Here is a 17151-nt window from a genome sequence, read left to right on the forward strand (position 1 = left end):
GTCGCCACCGCGGTCGTCACGGTTGAAGCCACCCGAGGGGCGGTCGTCGCGGCGGAAGCCACCGGACGGACGGTCGTTGTCGCGACGGAAGCCACCACGGTCGCCACCGCGGTCGTCACGGTTGAAGCCACCCGAGGGGCGGTCGTCGCGGCGGAAGCCACCGGACGGACGGTCGTTGTCGCGACGGAAGCCACCGGACGGACGGTCGTCACGGTTGAAGCCACCCGACGGACGGTCGTCACGACGGAAGCCGCCCGAGGGACGGTCGTTGTCGCGACGGAAGCCGCCACGGTCGTTGTCCCGGCGGAAGCCGCCACGGTCGCCGCGGTCCTCACGGTTGAAGCCACCGCGGTCGCGGCGCTCGAAGTTGCCCCGCTCGTCGCGGAAGGTCGAACGCTCCTCGCGGCGCTCCTCGGCCTTCGCGGCGCGCTCGGCCTCGACGGCGGCGGCAGCGACCTCGGCCTCGGCGGCCTCGGTCACCTCGGCGACAGCGGCCTCCGGGTCCTCGCCGCGCTCGCGGGCGGCACGGGCCACCAGGCGGTCGGCCTCCTCGCGGAGCTCGACGGCACGGCGCTGGAGGCGCTCCAGCTGCTTGGTCAGGTCGACGACCTCGCGCTCGGCCTGCTTGGCCGAGTTGTTCGCGGAGTCGGCCTGGACCTCGGTCAGCGAACGGGCGCCGGTGATCTCGGCGACCTCCGGGTCGAAGGCGCCGGCGCCGCCGACGATGTGACGCGAGGCGTCGACGCCCGCGTCCTCCATCAGGCGGAAGATCTGGCGGCGCTGGTGCGGCAGGGCCAGGGAGACCACGACGCCGGAGCGGCCGGCGCGGGCGGTGCGGCCCGAGCGGTGCAGGTAGTCCTTGTGGTCGCCGGCCGGGTCCACGTTCAGGACCAGGTCGATGCCGTCGACGTGGATGCCTCGGGCGGCGACGTCGGTCGCGACGAGCGCGTTGACGTAGCCGTCCTTGAAGTCGGCCAGGGTGCGCGTACGGGCGCCCTGGGTCATGCCGCCGTGCAGGGCGTCGGCCTTCACACCGGCGTCGCGCAGCTGCTCGGCGATGCGGTCGGCGCCCAGCTGGGTGCGGACGAAGATGATCGTGCGGCCCTTGCGCGCGGCGATGGCGGCGGTGACCGGGGCCTTGTCCTTCGGCTTCACGACGAGGACGTGGTGGGTCATGGTGGTGACGGCACCGGCGGAGGGGTCGACCTCGTGCGTGATCGGGTCGACGAGGTAGCGCTTCACGAGCGTGTCGATCTCGTTCTCCAGCGTGGCGGAGAAGAGAAGACGCTGGCCACCGGTCGGAACCTGGTCGAGCAGCTCGGTGACCTCGGGCAGGAAGCCCAGGTCGGCCATCTGGTCGGCCTCGTCGAGGACGGCGACCTGGACCTGCTCCAGGGAGCAGGCGCCGCGGTTGATGATGTCGCGCAGGCGGCCCGGGGTGGCGACGAGGATGTCGACGCCGCGCTCCAGGGCGTAGATCTGGTTGCCCATGGACGTACCGCCGCAGACGACCTTCATCTTGAGGCCGAGCACGTCGCCGTAGGGCTGGAGGGCGTCCGCGACCTGCATCGCGAGCTCACGGGTCGGGGTGAGGATGACGCCGCGGGGCTTCTTCTTCTCGGTGTGGCCGTCCGCCAGGGTGGCGAGCAGCGGCAGACCGAAGGAGAGGGTCTTGCCGGAGCCGGTGCGGCCGCGGCCGAGGATGTCCTTGCCGGCCAGGGCGTCCGGGATGGTCGCCGCCTGGATCGGGAAGGGGGTGGTGACGCCGTTCTGCGCGAGCTTGCGCACGACGCCCTCGGGGAGACCGAGGTCGCCGAAGGTGATGGTGGGCTCGTCGGAGACGGTCTCCTCGACGACCGTCTCGGCGGTGTCGTCGGCCTCGATCTCCACGATCTCGACGATCTCGGTGGCCTCTACGGCCTCGACGATCTCGTCGTTCTCGGGCATGACGGCGTGGTCAGAACTGAAAATGGACATGCGAAATGCGAAACCTTCCGGAGTCTCGGCACGCGCCCGTCAACTCCGTGATTTCGCAAACGACCGCCTCAATGCGGTCAGCCACGGCTAGGGAGAGTACGCGCCACGCGGCGCTCTTCTGTGTCGGCGCCGGGCAATAGGATCAAGCGATCTACCACCATACGGACTCTCCCCCACCTATAGCAAATCGGACTACGTCACACCGGTCCGACCTGCGGCGATGCCGCCGGCTCCGGGGGCGCTCCCGGCCCGTCCGCCGCACGCATCGCACCCATCTGGGTGTCGGTGCCGGACGACGGCGGATCGGTGGGGTTCGAGGTCGGTTCCGGGGTCGGCTCGGGCGTCGGGTTCGAGGTCGGCTCGGGCGTCGGCTCCGGGCTCGGCGCGGTCGGCTGCGGCGTGGGCGTGGCCCCGCCCCCGTCCGCACCCCCGACGCTCCCGCCGCTGTCCCCCCCGCCGCCACTGCCCCCGCTGCCGCCGTTCCCGCCACCGCCGGAGCCGCCCGGAACCTCGTGGCCGCCACCGGCCGGCGGCGGCTTCGACGGCCCTCCGGTCCCGCCCGGGCCCTCCACCGGCAGGACGGCGCCCGGCGAGGGCTTCGCCGTGCCGGACGGGGAGCCGCTCGGCACCGGGGACTCCTTGCCCGCACCGGCCGCGGCGGGACCGCCCTTCCCCGGCCGGCCGTTCCACGACCCGCCGCCCCCGCCCTGGGCTCTGCCGCCGCCGTCGGCCTCGGCCGCCACGCCCTGCTTCCCCCCGGACGCGCCGGGCGCCGGCTTCGCCCCCTCGTCGCTCACACTCATACAGCCGCTCAGACCGGCACAGGCCGCGACGGCCAGCGCGGTGGCGGCCCATCTCACCGGGGTGGGCAAATGGCGCACGGGGGCACCTCCAGGACACAACAGGCAGGAACGGAACGCGTCGCACTGCCCAACTCCCGGGGCCCCACAAGGGACACGCGCGAAGCGCGCCGAGCCTCAGCCGTAGCCGAGCGCGTGCAGCCGCTCGTCGTCGATGCCGAAGTGGTGGGCGATCTCGTGCACGACGGTGATCTCGGTCTCCGCGACCACGTCCTCGCGCGACTCGCACATCCGCAGCGTCGGCCCCCGGTAGATGGTGATCCGGTCGGGCAGCACCCCGGCGTACCACTCGCCGCGCTCGGTCAGCGGCGTCCCCTCGTAGAGCCCGAGCAGCTCGGGATCGTCCGCGGAGGGCTCGTCCTCCACGAACACGGCGACGTTGTCCATCAGCCGGGTCAGCTCCGGCGGGATCCGGTCCAGGGCCTCGGCGACAAGCTCCTCGAACTCCTCGCGCGTCATCTCCAGCACGGGCCCATTCTCCCCCCGCCGGAAACCGTTTTGGCGATAGCGGCCGGGATCCCATATGCTTCTCACGTCCCCGACGCGCTGGAAAGCGCGCAGGTGAGCCTCTAGCCCTCATCGTCTAGTGGCCCAGGACGCCGCCCTTTCAAGGCGGTAGCACGGGTTCGAATCCCGTTGGGGGCACGCATTACCGTGTGCGAGACTAGTGATCGCACACAACGCAAGGTCCTGTGGAGCAGTTGGTTAGCTCGCCACCCTGTCAAGGTGGAGGTCGCGGGTTCAAGTCCCGTCAGGATCGCTGAGGTCAGCAATGGCCTCGTGGCTGGGTAGCTCAGTTGGTACGAGCGATCGCCTGAAAAGCGATAGGTCGCCGGTTCGACCCCGGCCCCAGCCACAGAAGGAAGGCCCCGTTCGAAAGAACGGGGCCTTTTTCGTGCACCCGAAAGGCGGCCGTACGGGGAGCGGCCGTACGGGGGAGGGGCCCGCGCCCCTCCCCCGTACGGTCAGCCCTCCCTGCCCCGCCTCGCCCGCACCGCGAGCGCCGCCGCCACCACCGCCACGACCGTGACGAGCAGTGCCCAGTCCGGCACCGAGCGGCCCAGTGAGGCCACCCGCTCCTCCACGGCGAAGGATTCGTCCACCGACAGCAGGCCCGGCAGCGCGGTCGTCCCGTCGAAGACCAGGAACAGGGTGCCGAGGGCGAGGAAGAAGAGGCCCGAGAGCAGCGAGGTGGAGTGGACCTCGAAGCGGCCGGCACGGAGCGGGCGGCCCCGCAGCCAGCGCCGCCGGCCCAGCTCGTACCGGTCCCAGAGCAGCGCCAGGACGAACAGCGGGACGGCCATGCCGAGCGCGTACACCGCGAGGAGCAGTCCGCCGTACGCCGGGCTGCCGCTCAGCGCCGCCACCGTCAGGACGCTGCCGAGGATCGGGCCGGCGCAGAAGCCGGCGAGGCCGTAGACCAGGCCGAGGGCGTAGACGGAGAGCGCCGACGTCGGGCGGATGCGGCCGCTCGCCTCGGCGATCCGGCGGGAGGTGAAGCCCAGGCCGAGGATCTGGAGGACGCCGAGCCCGATGATCAGCCAGCCCCCGGCGGTGACGAGCAGGTCCCGGTGGCCGTAGAAGAACCGGCCCGCGAGGGAGCCGGCCGCGCCGAGCGGGACGAGGGTCGTCGCCAGACCCGCGTAGAGGATGCCGGTCCTGGCCACGAGCTTCGCGCGCGTGTCGATCGAATACGCGAAGAAGGCGGGCAGGAGCAGGGCGCTGCACGGGCTGAGCAGGGCGAGGAGGCCGCCGAGGAAGGCGGCGAAGTAGCCGATGCCGGAGGTCACTGCCCGGCCTTCTTCGGCGCGGCCTTCGCCGCCGCCTCGATGGCCTCGGTGAAGGTCTCCAGGGGCTGGGCGCCGGCGATCGGCCGGCCGTTGATCAGAAAGGAGGGGGTGGAGGTGGCGCCGAGCGCGTACCCCTGCTCCTGGTCCTCGCGGACGGCCTCGCGGGCGGCCTCGCTGTCGCTGTCCTTGGCGAACCGGGCGGCGTCGGGGACGCCCGCCTCCTTCGCGAGGGCGGTCAGCCGCTCCTTGCCGAAGCCCTTCTCCTTGGCCCCCTCGGCGTAGGCGGCCTTGTGGAACTCCCAGAACCGGCCCTGCTGCCCGGCGGCCCAGGAGGCGCGGGCGATGTTCTCCGACTCCTCGCCGAAGATCGGGAAGTTCCGCCACTCGATGCGCAGGGTGCCGTTCTCGACGTACTTCTTCACGAGGGCGGGCTCGGTGTCGCGGGCGAACTTCCCGCAGTAGCCACACTTGAAGTCGGCGTACTCGATGAGCACGACGGGCGCGTCGGCCCGGCCGAGGGCCAGCCTGTCGGCGGGGTCGCGGCGGGCGTACGCCTCCAGTTCGGCGTAGACGCCGGCGGAGGGGTCGGCGGAGACCTCGGCGACGGACGAGGAGCCGGAGGCGCCGGGGGACGTGGGCTTGGTGGCGGTGTACGAGGCGAAAGCGAGCAGCGCGGCGACGGCCGCCACCCCGGAGACGATCATGATCGGCTTGGTCTTGGACATGCGGAAGCGCTCCTGGAGGAGGGAGAAGGGAAGGGCGGCGGAGGCGAACCGTCCGTCTACACCCTCAGGACCTTCAGCTCCACGGGAGACAGGGGTACGCGCGCGGGTGGCTCCCGGCCCGGTGACGCGGCCGGGCCGCCCGGGTCCGGCTGCCGGAGCCCGGGGGCCACCCGGTCGGCGGCCAGGGCCGGCAGCAGCTCGGCGAAGCCGTGCGCACGCGGCGGTACGACGGGGCCCGAGGCCCCTTCGTCGACGGGGTGGCCGGGGTCGCAGCCGGGCACGGCGGCGGCCGTCACGACGGGGGCCGCCCCCGGAGGCGTACTGGAGGAGGCGCCGCAGACCAGGAGCCCGAGCACCAGACCCAGCAAGGCGGCGAACGCCGCCGTCGCGCGGGTGGTGCAGAACATGCGAAACCTCTCCGGTCCGGTCGGCGTGCCCGAAATAGTACGCACCCCGCGCGCGTGGCCCCGGGGAAGCCGCTCGTAAATCGGTTCGCCGCTTCTCGTCCGCAGGTGCGATCCTGGATCCCGTATGTCTACTTCCTTCGCCGCCCTCCAGTCCGTCCTGGCCGAGGTCTCGCTGCGGGACTCCCACCGGCTCGGCCGCCGTCTCGAAGGCGCCCGCCGCATCCGCAAGCCCGAGGCCCGCGTGGCCGTCCTGGACGAGATCGCCGCCGAGGCGGCCAAGGCCAAGGAGCGCGTCGACGGGCGTGCCTCCCGCGTGCCCGCGGTCACGTACCCCGAGCAGCTGCCCGTCTCGCAGAAGAAGGACGCGATCCTGGAGGCGATACGCGACCACCAGGTCGTGATCGTCGCCGGTGAGACGGGCTCCGGAAAGACCACACAGATCCCGAAGATCTGTCTGGAGCTGGGCCGGGGCGTCCGGGGCATGATCGGGCACACCCAGCCCCGCCGGATCGCCGCCCGCACGGTCGCCGAGCGCGTCGCCGAGGAGCTGCGGACGCCGCTGGGCGAGGCCGTCGGCTGGAAGGTCCGCTTCACGGACCAGGTGAACCCCGACGCGACCTTCGTGAAGCTGATGACGGACGGCATCCTGCTCGCCGAGATCCAGACGGACCGCGAGCTGCGCGCGTACGACACGATCATCATCGACGAGGCCCACGAGCGGTCCCTCAACATCGACTTCCTTCTCGGCTATCTGGCCCAGCTGCTCCCGAAGCGTCCCGACCTGAAGGTCGTGATCACCTCCGCGACGATCGACCCGGAGCGCTTCTCCCGCCACTTCGGCGACGCCCCGATCGTCGAGGTCAGCGGCCGTACGTATCCGGTCGAGGTCCGCTACCGCCCGCTCCTCGAAGAGGACAGCGAGGAGTCCGACCGGGACCAGATCACCGCGATCTGCGACGCCGTCGACGAGCTCCAGAAGGAGGGCCCGGGCGACGTCCTGGTCTTCCTCTCCGGCGAGCGCGAGATCCGCGACACCGCGGACGCCCTGCTCAAGAAGAAGCTCTTCAACACCGAGATCCTCCCGCTGTACGCGCGCCTCTCGCACGCCGAGCAGCACCGGGTCTTCCAGGCGCACTCGGGCCGCCGGATCGTCCTCGCGACGAACGTCGCCGAGACCTCCCTGACCGTCCCCGGCATCAAGTACGTGATCGATCCGGGCACCGCCCGCATCTCCCGCTACTCGCACCGGACCAAGGTGCAGCGGCTGCCGATCGAGCCGGTCAGCCAGGCCAGCGCCAACCAGCGCAAGGGCCGCTGCGGCCGTACGAGCGACGGCATCTGCATCCGCCTCTACTCCGAGGACGACTTCCTCACCCGTCCGGAGTTCACGGACGCCGAGATCCTCCGTACGAACCTGGCCTCCGTCATCCTCCAGATGACCGCGGCCGGCCTCGGCGACATCGAGAAGTTCCCCTTCATCGACCCGCCGGACCACCGGAACATCCGGGACGGCGTGCAGCTCCTCCAGGAGCTCGGCGCGATCGACCCGACGGAGAAGGATCCGAAGAAGCGGCTCACGCAGCAGGGCCGGAAGCTGTCCCAGCTGCCCGTGGACCCGCGGCTCGCCCGGATGGTCCTGGAGGCCGACAGGAACGGCTGTGTCCGCGAGGTCATGGTGATCGCGGCCGCGCTGTCGATCCAGGACCCGCGCGAGCGGCCCTCGGAGAAGCAGGCGCAGGCCGATCAGCAGCACGCCCGGTTCAAGGACGAGACGAGCGACTTCCTCGCCTTCCTCAACCTGTGGCGGTACGTCCGCGAGCAGCAGAGGGAGCGCGGTTCCAGCTCCTTCCGCCGGATGTGCAAGCAGGAGTACCTGAACTTCCTGCGCATCCGGGAGTGGCAGGACATCTACGCCCAGCTGCGGACGGTCGCGAAGCAGATGGGCATCCACCTCAACGAGGAGGACGCGCCGGAGCAGTCCGTGCACGTCTCCCTGCTCTCCGGCCTGCTCTCCCACGTCGGTCTGAAGGACGTGAAGGAGAACAAGGAGAGCCGGGACCCGAAGCGCGAGGGCACCCGGAACGAGTACCTGGGCGCGCGGAACGCCAAGTTCGCGATCTTCCCCGGTTCCGCGCTCTTCAAGAAGCCCCCGCGGTTCGTCATGTCCGCCGAGCTGGTGGAGACCTCGCGGCTCTGGGCCCGGGTCAACGCCCGGATCGAGCCGGAGTGGATCGAGCCGCTCGCGCAGCACCTGGTGAAGAAGACGTACAGCGAGCCGCACTGGGAGAAGGACCAGGCGGCCGTGATGGCCTTCGAGAAGGTGACGCTGTACGGCGTCCCGATCGTCGCCGACCGCAAGGTGAACTTCGGGCGGATCGACCCGGAGGTCTCCCGCGACCTGTTCATCCGGAACGCGCTCGTCGAGGGCGACTGGCGCACCCACCACAAGTTCTTCGCGGACAACCGCAAGCTCCTCACCGAGGTCGAGGAGCTCGAACACCGGGCCAGGCGCCGGGACATCCTCGTCGACGACGAGACGCTCTTCGACTTCTACGACAAGCGCGTCCCCGAACACGTCGTGTCCGGCGCCCACTTCGACTCCTGGTGGAAGCACAAGCGCCACGAGGAGCCGGAGTTCCTCGACTTCGAGCGCGAGATGCTCATCAACGAGAAGGCCGGGGCGGTCACCAAGGACGACTACCCGGACTCCTGGCGGCAGGGCGCGCTGAAGTTCCGGGTGACGTACCAGTTCGAGCCGGGCGCGGACGCGGACGGCGTGACCGTCCACGTACCGCTCCAGGTGCTCAACCAGGTGACGGACGAGGGCTTCGAGTGGCAGATCCCGGGTCTGCGCGCGGAGGTCGTCACCGAGCTGATCCGGTCCCTCCCGAAGCCGATCCGGCGCCACTACGTGCCCGCGCCGAACTTCGCGACCCGCTTCCTGGACACGGTCGTCCCCGTCCAGGAGCCGCTGACGGGCGCGCTCGCCCGCGAGCTCCAGCGGATGGTCGGCGTCCCGGTCACGGCCGAGGACTTCGACTGGGCGAAGGTCCCCGAGCACCTCAAGGTGACCTTCCGGATCGTCGACGAGCGGCGCCGGAAGCTCGCCGAGGACAAGGACCTGGAGACGCTGCGGCTGCAGCTGCGCCCCAAGGCCCGTCAGGCGCTGTCCAAGGCCGCCGCGGCGGCGACGGGCGGCCCGGACGGCTCCGGGCCGTCCCTGGAGCGCACGGGCCTCAAGGACTGGACGATCGGCACGCTCACCAAGGTCTTCGAGACCCGGCGGGCCGGGCAGCCGGTCAAGGCGTTCCCGGCGCTGGTCGACGAGGGCGACTCGGTGGCCGTGCGGCTCTTCGACTCGGAGGCCGAGCAGGCGCAGGCGATGTGGCGGGGCACCCGGAAGCTGATCATGCTGAACATCCCGGTGAACCCGGCGAAGTTCGCCTCGGACAAGCTGACCAACCAGCAGAAGCTGGCCCTGTCGTCGAACCCGCACGGCTCGATCCAGGCCCTCTTCGACGACTGCGCCACCGCCGCCGCCGACCGGCTGATCGCGGACCACGGCGGCCCGGCGTGGGACGAGGAGTCCTTCCGGAAGCTGTACGACAAGGTCCGCGCGGACCTCGTCGAGCTGACCATCCGCACCGTGAGCCAGGTCCAGCAGGTCCTGGCGGCCTGGCAGGCCTGCGAGCGCCGGCTGAAGTCCACGAACAGCCTGGCGCTGATCAACAACCTCACCGACGTACGTGAGCAGCTCGCCTGGCTGATGCCGGCCGGCTTCGTCACCCGTACGGGCCTGAAGCGGCTCCCGGACCTGATGCGCTACCTGGTGGCGGTGGACCGGCGGCTCCAGCAGATGCCCACCGGGGTCCAGCGGGACACCACCCGGATGGAGAAGGTCCAGGAGATGCAGGACGAGTACGCCTGGCTCCTGGAACAGCTCCCCAAGGGCCGCCCGGTGCCGTCCGAGGTCACCGACATCCGCTGGATGATCGAGGAGCTGCGGGTGAGCTACTTCGCGCACGCGCTGGGCACGGCGTACGCGATCTCGGACAAGCGGATCGTGAAGGCGATCGACGCGGCGGCCCCGTAGGGATCCGTAAGCGGGACCTCGCCGTCGGTGAGTTCGACCAGACCCCCTGACCTGCTGTACAGTCTTGCTCGCAGCCGCTTACGAGGGGCTGCGAGCAAGGCTCTGTGGAGCAGTTGGTTAGCTCGCCACCCTGTCAAGGTGGAGGTCGCGGGTTCAAGTCCCGTCAGAGTCGCTTTTCACGAAGGCCCGCATCGCGAGATGCGGGCCTTCGTTGTGTTCCCGTGTCTTGACGGGGCCGCGCGCCCGCCGGTACCCCGGACTTCAGGGAATCGGGGGCCCACACCGGAGGTGGTCGCGCATGGCCGCGGCGTCCACAGCACGGCACGACACACGAGCACTGCTGCGCGCCCATCTGGCGGCCGCGTCGCGGTACGGACACCTCACCCGCCACTGCGTGGTCTGCCATCGCCTCCTGAGGCTCGCCATGGAGCTCCCCGACCCGGAGGAGCCGGCGGAGGTGACGGAGAGCACCGAGGACGAAAGTCCCACCGACCCATGACCAACGGCGGGTTGGGAGCGATCCCGGAGGTGGCAGGCTGTTCCTTGGCAAGCCTTCCGCAGTGTGACGGGTGTCACTGAAACCGTTTCAGAAACGACCACACTTACACCCTCCCTACACCACCCCGATTTAATATGTGCAATTGCACCACCCTGGAGAGGGTGTGGCGCGGGGCACAAAAAAGATCGCGCTGGACCCGGCGGAGTCCAGCGCGATCGTTGACGAAGACCTGTTGGGGCAGGAGTCCGTCGGCAGTACTAGGGGTGGGCGACCGGATTGGGGGATCCGGACGGGCCCGGTGTTACGGGGTGTTGCGGGGTTCTGCAGGGTTCTGCGCGACCTCAGGCCTCGCTGCGCTGCTGCGGAATACCCGCCAGCAGTGCGCGAACCTCGGCCTCGCGGTACCGGCGGTGCCCACCCAGGGTGCGGATGGACGTGAGCTTGCCGGCCTTGGCCCAACGGGTCACCGTCTTCGGGTCCACGCGGAACATCGTGGCAACCTCGGCAGGGGTCAGCAGCGGCTCGGCATCAGGGGTGCGAGCGGTCATGAGCGGCCTCCTCGGGAGAACCGAACCAATCTCGGTTCTTTCCTCTAAATTCTGCACCTTGACCCGCCATGCCCGAAATGGCAGAAGCGGGTCGAGTCGGTTATAGGACGAACGGCTTGTCCTCGGCACTACAACTACACCATCCGTCCAGCCGCGTCGGCCAAACCGATGGAATTGCCCTCGCAGGTGTTCATCAGCGGCGGAAGTCGACTGACCATGCCATAACGGACAGTCACACCGCTGTGACGATCAGTCACAGGGCGATCAGGAGTCCTCAGACCCCCCATAGAGTGCAATGCTGAGTGTTCCGCCCAAAGTTGGGCGGAAGGAACCCTCCCCGGACTCCTTGTCCTATTTTGGCACGAGGGTGGGTGATGGGCGCAAGGGTGCGTTACGTGCTGTCCGTCACGCTTGAGCCAAAGGCCCGGATCGGGACCAACGTCCTCACCCCATCAGTGCGAAAGACCCGGCCATCGGAAACCGGCCAGGCCCTCAAGATCATTTACACCCGCCGGACATGTCTTGTCGATACCTACCTGACGAACTTGTCCGACTGATGTCAGTTCGCGAAACGCAGGTCCCTGACCGTCCGCCAGCGCTCCGCGAGCCGCCCGTACACCGCGCTCGCCGCCTCGCCGTCCCCGGCCCGCAGCGCCGCGATCCCCTCCGCCAGCTGCGCCGCCGACCGGTCCTCCGCCAGCCACCGGGCCGGCATCGCGTGCACCAGACCACCGAAGTCCAGCTCCACGAGCGCCCGCGGATGGAACTCCTCCAGCCAGCGCCCCACCTCGACCAGGCCCTCCGTCATCGGACCCTCGTCGATCGACTCCCGCAGCGCCTTCAGCGCCCGCGCCAGCCGCCGCCGCGCCTGCGCCATCGTCGTCCGGTAGCGCAGCACCGGCGCCCGGCCCGCCTCCGTACTGCCCGGGTCTCCCGGCTCGTACTCCCGGTCCTCGTCCCCGAAGAGCGCGAACCAGCGCAGCGGGACCTGCCAGACCCCCGTACGGATCCACGGCCGCGCGTCCGGGTTCCGGCTCAGCCACCGCTCGTAGTCGCTCGCCACCTGCGCCCGCACCACCGGCGGCAGCATCGCGTCGAGCACCGGCGCCGGATACGGGCCGGACGCCAGCTCCTCCAGGGCCAGCCAGCCGCGCAGCCGGGTCCGCCACGGGCAGATCACCACCACCCCGTCCAGTTGCGCGACGAACGCCTCCCCGCTCTCGTGGACCGGCACCGGCACCGGAGGCGTCGGCAGCAGATCGGCCAGCGAACGGCGCAGCTCCTCTTGGGCCCCCGGGGTGCTCGGCCGGCGCGCGTACCGGGCCCAGTGGGACCGCTCCGGCTCGGGAAACGCGGCCAGCGGCTCGTACACCCGCAGATAGGACGCGTAGGGAACGGGGACCGTGGAGGCGACCGACATGTCGCAAATCCTTCCACGGAGGTACTCCGGGAGGGGGTGATCCTCAGCACTGAGGCCGATCTACGCCCAGGTAGGACTTACCCTCTTGCCGAACTGGTCCTCCCCCACCCGTAGGGAGGGCCGCAACCGCCGCTTCGTACTTGGGAGTCACCACCGTGACCGATGTGACCGGCGTTCCTGCTGACGTACTGCACACTCTGTTCCACTCGGAGCAGGGTGGCCACGAGCAAGTCGTGCTCTGCCAGGACCGCGCCACCGGCCTCAAGGCCGTCATCGCCCTCCACTCCACCGCCCTGGGCCCCGCCCTCGGCGGCACCCGTTTCTACCCGTACGCCACCGAGGCCGAGGCGATCGCCGACGCGCTCAACCTCTCCCGCGGCATGTCGTACAAGAACGCCATGGCCGGCCTCGACCACGGCGGCGGCAAGGCCGTCATCATCGGCGACCCGGAGCAGATCAAGAGCGAGGAGCTCCTCCTCGCCTACGGCCGCTTCGTCGCCTCCCTCGGCGGCCGGTACGTCACGGCCTGCGACGTCGGCACCTACGTCGCCGACATGGACGTCGTCGCCCGCACCAACCAGTGGACGACCGGCCGCTCCCCCGAGAACGGCGGCGCCGGAGACTCCTCCGTCCTCACCGCCTTCGGCGTCTTCCAGGGCATGCGCGCCGCCGCCCAGACCGTGTGGGGCGACCCGACGCTGCGCGGCCGCAAGGTCGGCGTCGCGGGTGTCGGCAAGGTCGGCCACTACCTCGTCGAGCACCTCCTGGAGGACGGCGCCGAGGTCGTGATCACCGATGTGCGCGAGGAGTCGGTGCGCCGGATCACCGACAAGCACCCGCAGGTCACCGTGGTCGCCGACACCGACGCCCTGATCCGCATCGAGGGCCTCGACATCTACGCCCCCTGCGCGCTGGGCGGCGCCCTGAACGACGAGACCGTGCCGGTCCTCACCGCGCGGATCGTCTGCGGCGCGGCCAACAACCAGCTCGCCCACCCCGGCGTCGAGAAGGACCTCGCGGACCGCGGCATCCTCTACGCGCCCGACTACGTGGTCAACGCCGGTGGCGTGATCCAGGTCGCCGACGAGCTGCACGGCTTCGACTTCGACCGCTGTAAGGCCAAGGCGACGAAGATCTTCGACACCACCCTGGAGATCTTCGCACGTGCGAACGCGGACGGCATTCCGCCGGCCGCGGCGGCCGACCGGATCGCCGAGCAGCGGATGGCGGAAGCCCGCCGCGGCTGAGCCTCACCCGGGCCGGCCCGTCAAAACAGGGGCGTCAGCGAGACTTCGCTCACGCCCCTCGGCGGGTCGGCCCTCAAGAAGAGGTTAAAATCGCGATTGACCAGCGAGGAAAGGGCACCTCGAAGGTTCTGTACCGGGGTATGTGATGCGCGCGGCGTACCGTAGACCCACGGAAACAGGTACCGTTGAAGCCCTACGGACCGGTCTCTCTGTCGAGAGTCCGTTCCGAATCATGAACGCGTGTCAAGACTCTGGGGCCGACGAGCCCCGTCACCGAGGGGGTCGAGCCATGGGGCGCGGCCGGGCAAAGGCCAAGCAGACCAAGGTCGCCCGCCAGCTGAAGTACAGCAGCGGCGGGACAGACCTGACGCGTCTGGCCAATGAGCTGGGCGCTTCGACTTCGAGCCAGCCGCCGAATGGCGAGCCGTTCGAGGACGACGACGAGGAAGACGACCCGTACGCCCAGTACGCGGATCTCTACAACACGGACGACGAGGACGAGGACGACGAGTCCGGTCCGAGCACGTCCCCGCGTCGCGCTTGACCTTCTGAATCACCGAAACCCGGACCGGGGTCACCCGGCCGGGTTTCTGTGCTGTCCGCACACGGGATCTTCCAGGTGCGGATGGTGCGGATACGCCGACGGGGCGCCCCTCAGGAGCGCCCCGCCTCGTACCGCAGCTCTTACTTCGCGACGCCTCTACTGTGCATACGTCCCGACCAGCTCAGCGCCGCTCGTGTGCGCCCCGCGCTCGGTGATCTCGCCCGCGACCCAGGCCTCGACCCCGCGGTCCTCCAGCGTCGCCAGGGCCACGTCCACGGACTCGGCCGGGACGACGGCCATCATGCCGACGCCCATGTTGAGGGTCTTCTCCAGCTCCAGGCGCTCCACCTGACCCGCCTTGCCGACCAGGTCGAAGATCGCGCCCGGCGTCCAGGTCGAGCGGTCGACGGTGGCGTGCAGCCCGTCCGGGATCACCCGCGCCAGGTTGGCGGCGAGGCCGCCGCCCGTGATGTGGCTGAAGGCGTGGACGTCCGTGGTCCGGGTGAGGGCCAGGCAGTCCAGCGAGTAGATCTTCGTGGGCTCCAGGAGCTCCTCGCCGAGCGTCCGGCCGAGCTCCTCGACCTGCTGGTCGAGGGTCATGCCGGCGCGGTCGAAGACCACGTGCCGGACGAGCGAGTACCCGTTGGAGTGAAGGCCCGAGGACGCCATGGCGATGACCGCGTCCCCCGTACGGATGCGGTCCGCGCCGAGCAGCCGGTCGTACTCCACGACACCCGTGCCGGCGCCGGCGACGTCGAAGTCGTCCGGGCCGAGGAGGCCCGGGTGCTCCGCCGTCTCGCCGCCGACCAGGGCGCAGCCGGCGAGGACACAGCCCTCGGCGATGCCCTTGACGATGGCGGCGACCCGCTCGGGGTGGACCTTGCCGACGCAGATGTAGTCGGTCATGAAGAGCGGCTCGGCGCCGCAGACGACGATGTCGTCCATGACCATCGCGACCAGGTCGTGGCCGATCGTGTCGTACACGCCCATCTGGCGGGCGATGTCGACCTTCGTGCCGACGCCGTCGGTCGCCGAGGCGAGCAGCGGACGCTCGTAGCGCTTGAGGGCGGAGGCGTCGAAGAGGCCGGCGAAGCCGCCGAGGCCGCCGAGGACCTCGGGGCGCTGCGTCTTCTTCACCCACTCCTTCATGAGCTCGACGGCGCGGTCGCCCGCTTCGATGTCGACGCCCGCGCTCGCGTAGGAGGCACCGGTGGTCTCAGTCATGGGGTGAGAACTTTCGTGTCGTCGTACTGCTCGTACCGCCCGCGCCGCGGGTCGCGGCGCGGGCGGCGGGGGTCTTACGGGCGACGGAGCGCGTCGGAGGCCGCGGTGGCGGCCGGGCCGGCGGCCAGCTCGGTCTCCAGGAGCTGCTTGCCGAGCAGCTCGGGGTCCGGCAGCTCCATCGGGTACTCGCCGTCGAAGCAGGCACGGCAGAGGTTCGGCTTCTGGATCGTGGTCGCCTCGATCATCCCCTCCAGGGAGATGTACGAGAGCGAGTCCGCGCCGAGCGACTTGCCGATCTCGTCGACCGACATCCCGTTGGCGATCAGCTCCGCACGGGTCGCGAAGTCGATGCCGAAGAAGCAGGGCCACTTGACCGGCGGAGAGGAGATCCGGATGTGGACCTCGGCCGCACCGGCCTCGCGGAGCATCCGGACCAGGGCGCGCTGGGTGTTGCCGCGGACGATCGAGTCGTCGACGACCACGAGCTTCTTCCCCTTGATGACTTCCTTGAGGGGGTTCAGCTTCAGCCGGATGCCCAGCTGGCGGATGGTCTGGGAGGGCTGGATGAAGGTGCGCCCGACGTAGGCGTTCTTCACCAGGCCGGCGCCGAAGGGGATGCCCGAGGCCTCGGCGTAGCCGATGGCGGCCGGGGTGCCGGACTCCGGCGTCGCTATCACCAGGTCGGCCTCGACCGGCGCCTCCTTGGCGAGGCGGCGGCCCATCTCCACACGGGAGAGGTACACGTTCCGGCCGGCGATGTCGGTGTCCGGGCGGGCCAGGTACACGTACTCGAAGACGCAGCCCTTGGGCTTCGCTTCCGCGAATCGCGAGGTACGGATGCCGTTCTCGTCGATCGCGATCATCTCGCCCGGCTCGACCTCGCGGACGAAGCTGGCGCCGCAGATGTCGAGGGCGGCGGACTCCGAGGCGACGACCCAGCCGCGCTCCAGACGACCGAGGACCAGCGGGCGGATGCCCTGCGGGTCACGGGCCGCGTAGAGCGTGTGCTCGTCCATGAAGACGAGGGAGAAGGCGCCCCGGACCTCGGGGAGAACCTTCGCGGCCGCCTGCTCGATGGTGAGCGGCGTGCCGTCCTCGTCCACCTGGCCCGCGAGGAGCGCGGTGACCAGGTCGGTGTCGTTGGTGGCGGCGACCCGGTTGGTGCGGCCCTCCTTCTTGGGGAGGTCCGCGACCATCTCGGCGAGCTGCGCCGTGTTCACCAGGTTGCCGTTGTGGCCGAGCGCGATCGAGCCCTGGGCGGTCGCCCGGAACGTCGGCTGCGCGTTCTCCCATGTGGAGGCCCCGGTGGTCGAGTAGCGGGCGTGACCGACCGCGATATGACCCTGGAGGGAACCGAGAGAAGTCTCGTCGAAGACCTGGGAGACGAGTCCCATGTCCTTGAAGACGAGGATCTGGGAGCCATTGCTTACCGCGATTCCCGCGGATTCCTGGCCCCGATGCTGGAGGGCGTAGAGCCCGAAGTACGTGAGCTTTGCGACCTCTTCACCCGGAGCCCAGACACCGAAGACGCCACAAGCGTCCTGGGGGCCTTTCTCACCGGGGAGCAGATCGTGATTGAGTCGACCGTCTCCGCGTGGCACGTTTCCGAGTGTAGACGGGCTCGACCACTGGTCCGAATTGAGGAAATGTGGAGGTGGCGGCCCTCGTGCGATCGCACAAAATGATCAACTCCGGCTTGGAGAGGGCTACAAAGCAGGCGGGGTAAGGGATTCCGACCCCCGGGCCCCGACGAGCGGACGCTCGTACCAGGCCCGGGGCGGTCCTGCGATGTGACGGACGCCGCAGTCCACGTCCGC

At 70.1% G+C, this 17151-nt stretch carries 14 protein-coding genes and 4 tRNA genes; 8 read left to right on the top strand and 10 right to left on the bottom strand.

The genetic code is table 11. From position 1 onward, the window contains the following. The 3 genes from AC07AW_RS35170 to AC07AW_RS35180 form a co-directional block, all read right to left on the bottom strand. A partial coding sequence (locus AC07AW_RS35170) for a DEAD/DEAH box helicase (RefSeq protein ID WP_478819542.1) occupies positions 1 to 1977 on the bottom strand: 1977 nt, incomplete at its 3' end. Positions 1978 to 2174: 197 nt separating this feature from the next. Beyond that, positions 2175 to 2858: a hypothetical protein gene (locus AC07AW_RS35175; protein ID WP_478819543.1), complete on the bottom strand. Its 684-nt coding sequence runs from the start codon at positions 2856 to 2858 to the stop codon at positions 2175 to 2177. 96 nt (positions 2859 to 2954) lie between these two features. Next, entirely contained in the window at positions 2955 to 3305 is a 351-nt protein-coding gene (locus AC07AW_RS35180; protein WP_369145485.1) for a metallopeptidase family protein, read from the bottom strand. Positions 3306 to 3409: 104 nt separating this feature from the next. Here AC07AW_RS35180 and AC07AW_RS35185 point away from each other — a divergent pair. From AC07AW_RS35185 to AC07AW_RS35195, 3 genes are all read left to right on the top strand, one after another. Beyond that, positions 3410 to 3482, top strand: a tRNA-Glu gene (locus tag AC07AW_RS35185). Between the two features lie 41 nt (positions 3483 to 3523). Then, positions 3524 to 3597 (top strand) — tRNA-Asp (locus tag AC07AW_RS35190). A gap of 22 nt (positions 3598 to 3619) precedes the next feature. Next, positions 3620 to 3693, top strand: a tRNA-Phe gene (locus AC07AW_RS35195). A 109-nt stretch (positions 3694 to 3802) separates the two neighbouring features. On the opposite strand, the gene AC07AW_RS35200 is transcribed toward AC07AW_RS35195, so the two are convergent. The 3 genes from AC07AW_RS35200 to AC07AW_RS35210 are packed head-to-tail and all read right to left on the bottom strand — an operon-like array spanning position 3803 to position 5759. Continuing rightward, a complete protein-coding gene (locus AC07AW_RS35200) occupies positions 3803 to 4627 on the bottom strand; it encodes a cytochrome c biogenesis CcdA family protein (RefSeq protein ID WP_478819544.1) in 825 nt (274 codons plus the stop codon). After that, the gene (locus tag AC07AW_RS35205) at positions 4624 to 5352 is read right to left on the bottom strand and encodes a DsbA family protein (protein WP_478819545.1); all 729 of its coding nucleotides are present in this window, start codon (positions 5350 to 5352) and stop codon (positions 4624 to 4626) included. Before AC07AW_RS35205 ends, AC07AW_RS35200 begins: the two co-directional genes overlap by 4 nt. A gap of 56 nt (positions 5353 to 5408) precedes the next feature. After that, complete coding sequence (locus tag AC07AW_RS35210; protein ID WP_478819546.1) at positions 5409 to 5759, bottom strand: hypothetical protein; 351 nt, start codon at positions 5757 to 5759, stop codon at positions 5409 to 5411. A 124-nt stretch (positions 5760 to 5883) separates the two neighbouring features. Between AC07AW_RS35210 and hrpA the strand changes: the two genes are divergently transcribed. From hrpA to AC07AW_RS35225, 3 genes are all read left to right on the top strand, one after another. Beyond that, a complete protein-coding gene (gene hrpA / locus AC07AW_RS35215; protein WP_478819547.1) occupies positions 5884 to 9852 on the top strand; it encodes an ATP-dependent RNA helicase HrpA in 3969 nt (1322 codons plus the stop codon). Positions 9853 to 9950: 98 nt separating this feature from the next. Further along, a tRNA-Asp gene (locus AC07AW_RS35220) sits at positions 9951 to 10024 on the top strand. Positions 10025 to 10150: 126 nt separating this feature from the next. After that, a complete protein-coding gene (locus tag AC07AW_RS35225) occupies positions 10151 to 10351 on the top strand; it encodes a DUF6274 family protein (protein WP_478819548.1) in 201 nt (66 codons plus the stop codon). Positions 10352 to 10692: 341 nt separating this feature from the next. Here AC07AW_RS35225 and bldC read toward each other — a convergent pair whose 3' ends face one another. Together bldC and AC07AW_RS35235 are read right to left on the bottom strand one after the other, a co-directional pair. Beyond that, complete coding sequence (gene bldC / locus AC07AW_RS35230) at positions 10693 to 10899, bottom strand: developmental transcriptional regulator BldC (RefSeq protein ID WP_003949541.1); 207 nt, start codon at positions 10897 to 10899, stop codon at positions 10693 to 10695. Between the two features lie 559 nt (positions 10900 to 11458). Continuing rightward, entirely contained in the window at positions 11459 to 12319 is an 861-nt protein-coding gene (locus tag AC07AW_RS35235; RefSeq protein ID WP_478819549.1) for a DUF8083 family protein, read from the bottom strand. A 155-nt stretch (positions 12320 to 12474) separates the two neighbouring features. Between AC07AW_RS35235 and AC07AW_RS35240 the strand changes: the two genes are divergently transcribed. Together AC07AW_RS35240 and AC07AW_RS35245 are read left to right on the top strand one after the other, a co-directional pair. Further along, positions 12475 to 13566: a Leu/Phe/Val dehydrogenase gene (locus AC07AW_RS35240; protein WP_478819550.1), complete on the top strand. Its 1092-nt coding sequence runs from the start codon at positions 12475 to 12477 to the stop codon at positions 13564 to 13566. Between the two features lie 289 nt (positions 13567 to 13855). Then, positions 13856 to 14110 carry a DUF3073 domain-containing protein gene (locus AC07AW_RS35245; protein ID WP_225804330.1) on the top strand — a complete coding sequence of 85 codons (255 nt, stop codon included), beginning with the start codon at positions 13856 to 13858 and terminating at the stop codon, positions 14108 to 14110. A gap of 156 nt (positions 14111 to 14266) precedes the next feature. Here AC07AW_RS35245 and purM read toward each other — a convergent pair whose 3' ends face one another. After that, on the bottom strand, positions 14267 to 15334 hold the full coding sequence (gene purM / locus AC07AW_RS35250; RefSeq protein WP_478819551.1) for a phosphoribosylformylglycinamidine cyclo-ligase: 1068 nt from the start codon (positions 15332 to 15334) through the stop codon (positions 14267 to 14269). Positions 15335 to 15408: 74 nt separating this feature from the next. Further along, on the bottom strand, positions 15409 to 16935 hold the full coding sequence (gene purF, locus AC07AW_RS35255) for an amidophosphoribosyltransferase (RefSeq protein WP_116159817.1): 1527 nt from the start codon (positions 16933 to 16935) through the stop codon (positions 15409 to 15411). Positions 16936 to 17151 lie beyond the last annotated feature (216 nt).

This window comes from Streptomyces sp. NPDC044003 (assembly GCF_056435185.1).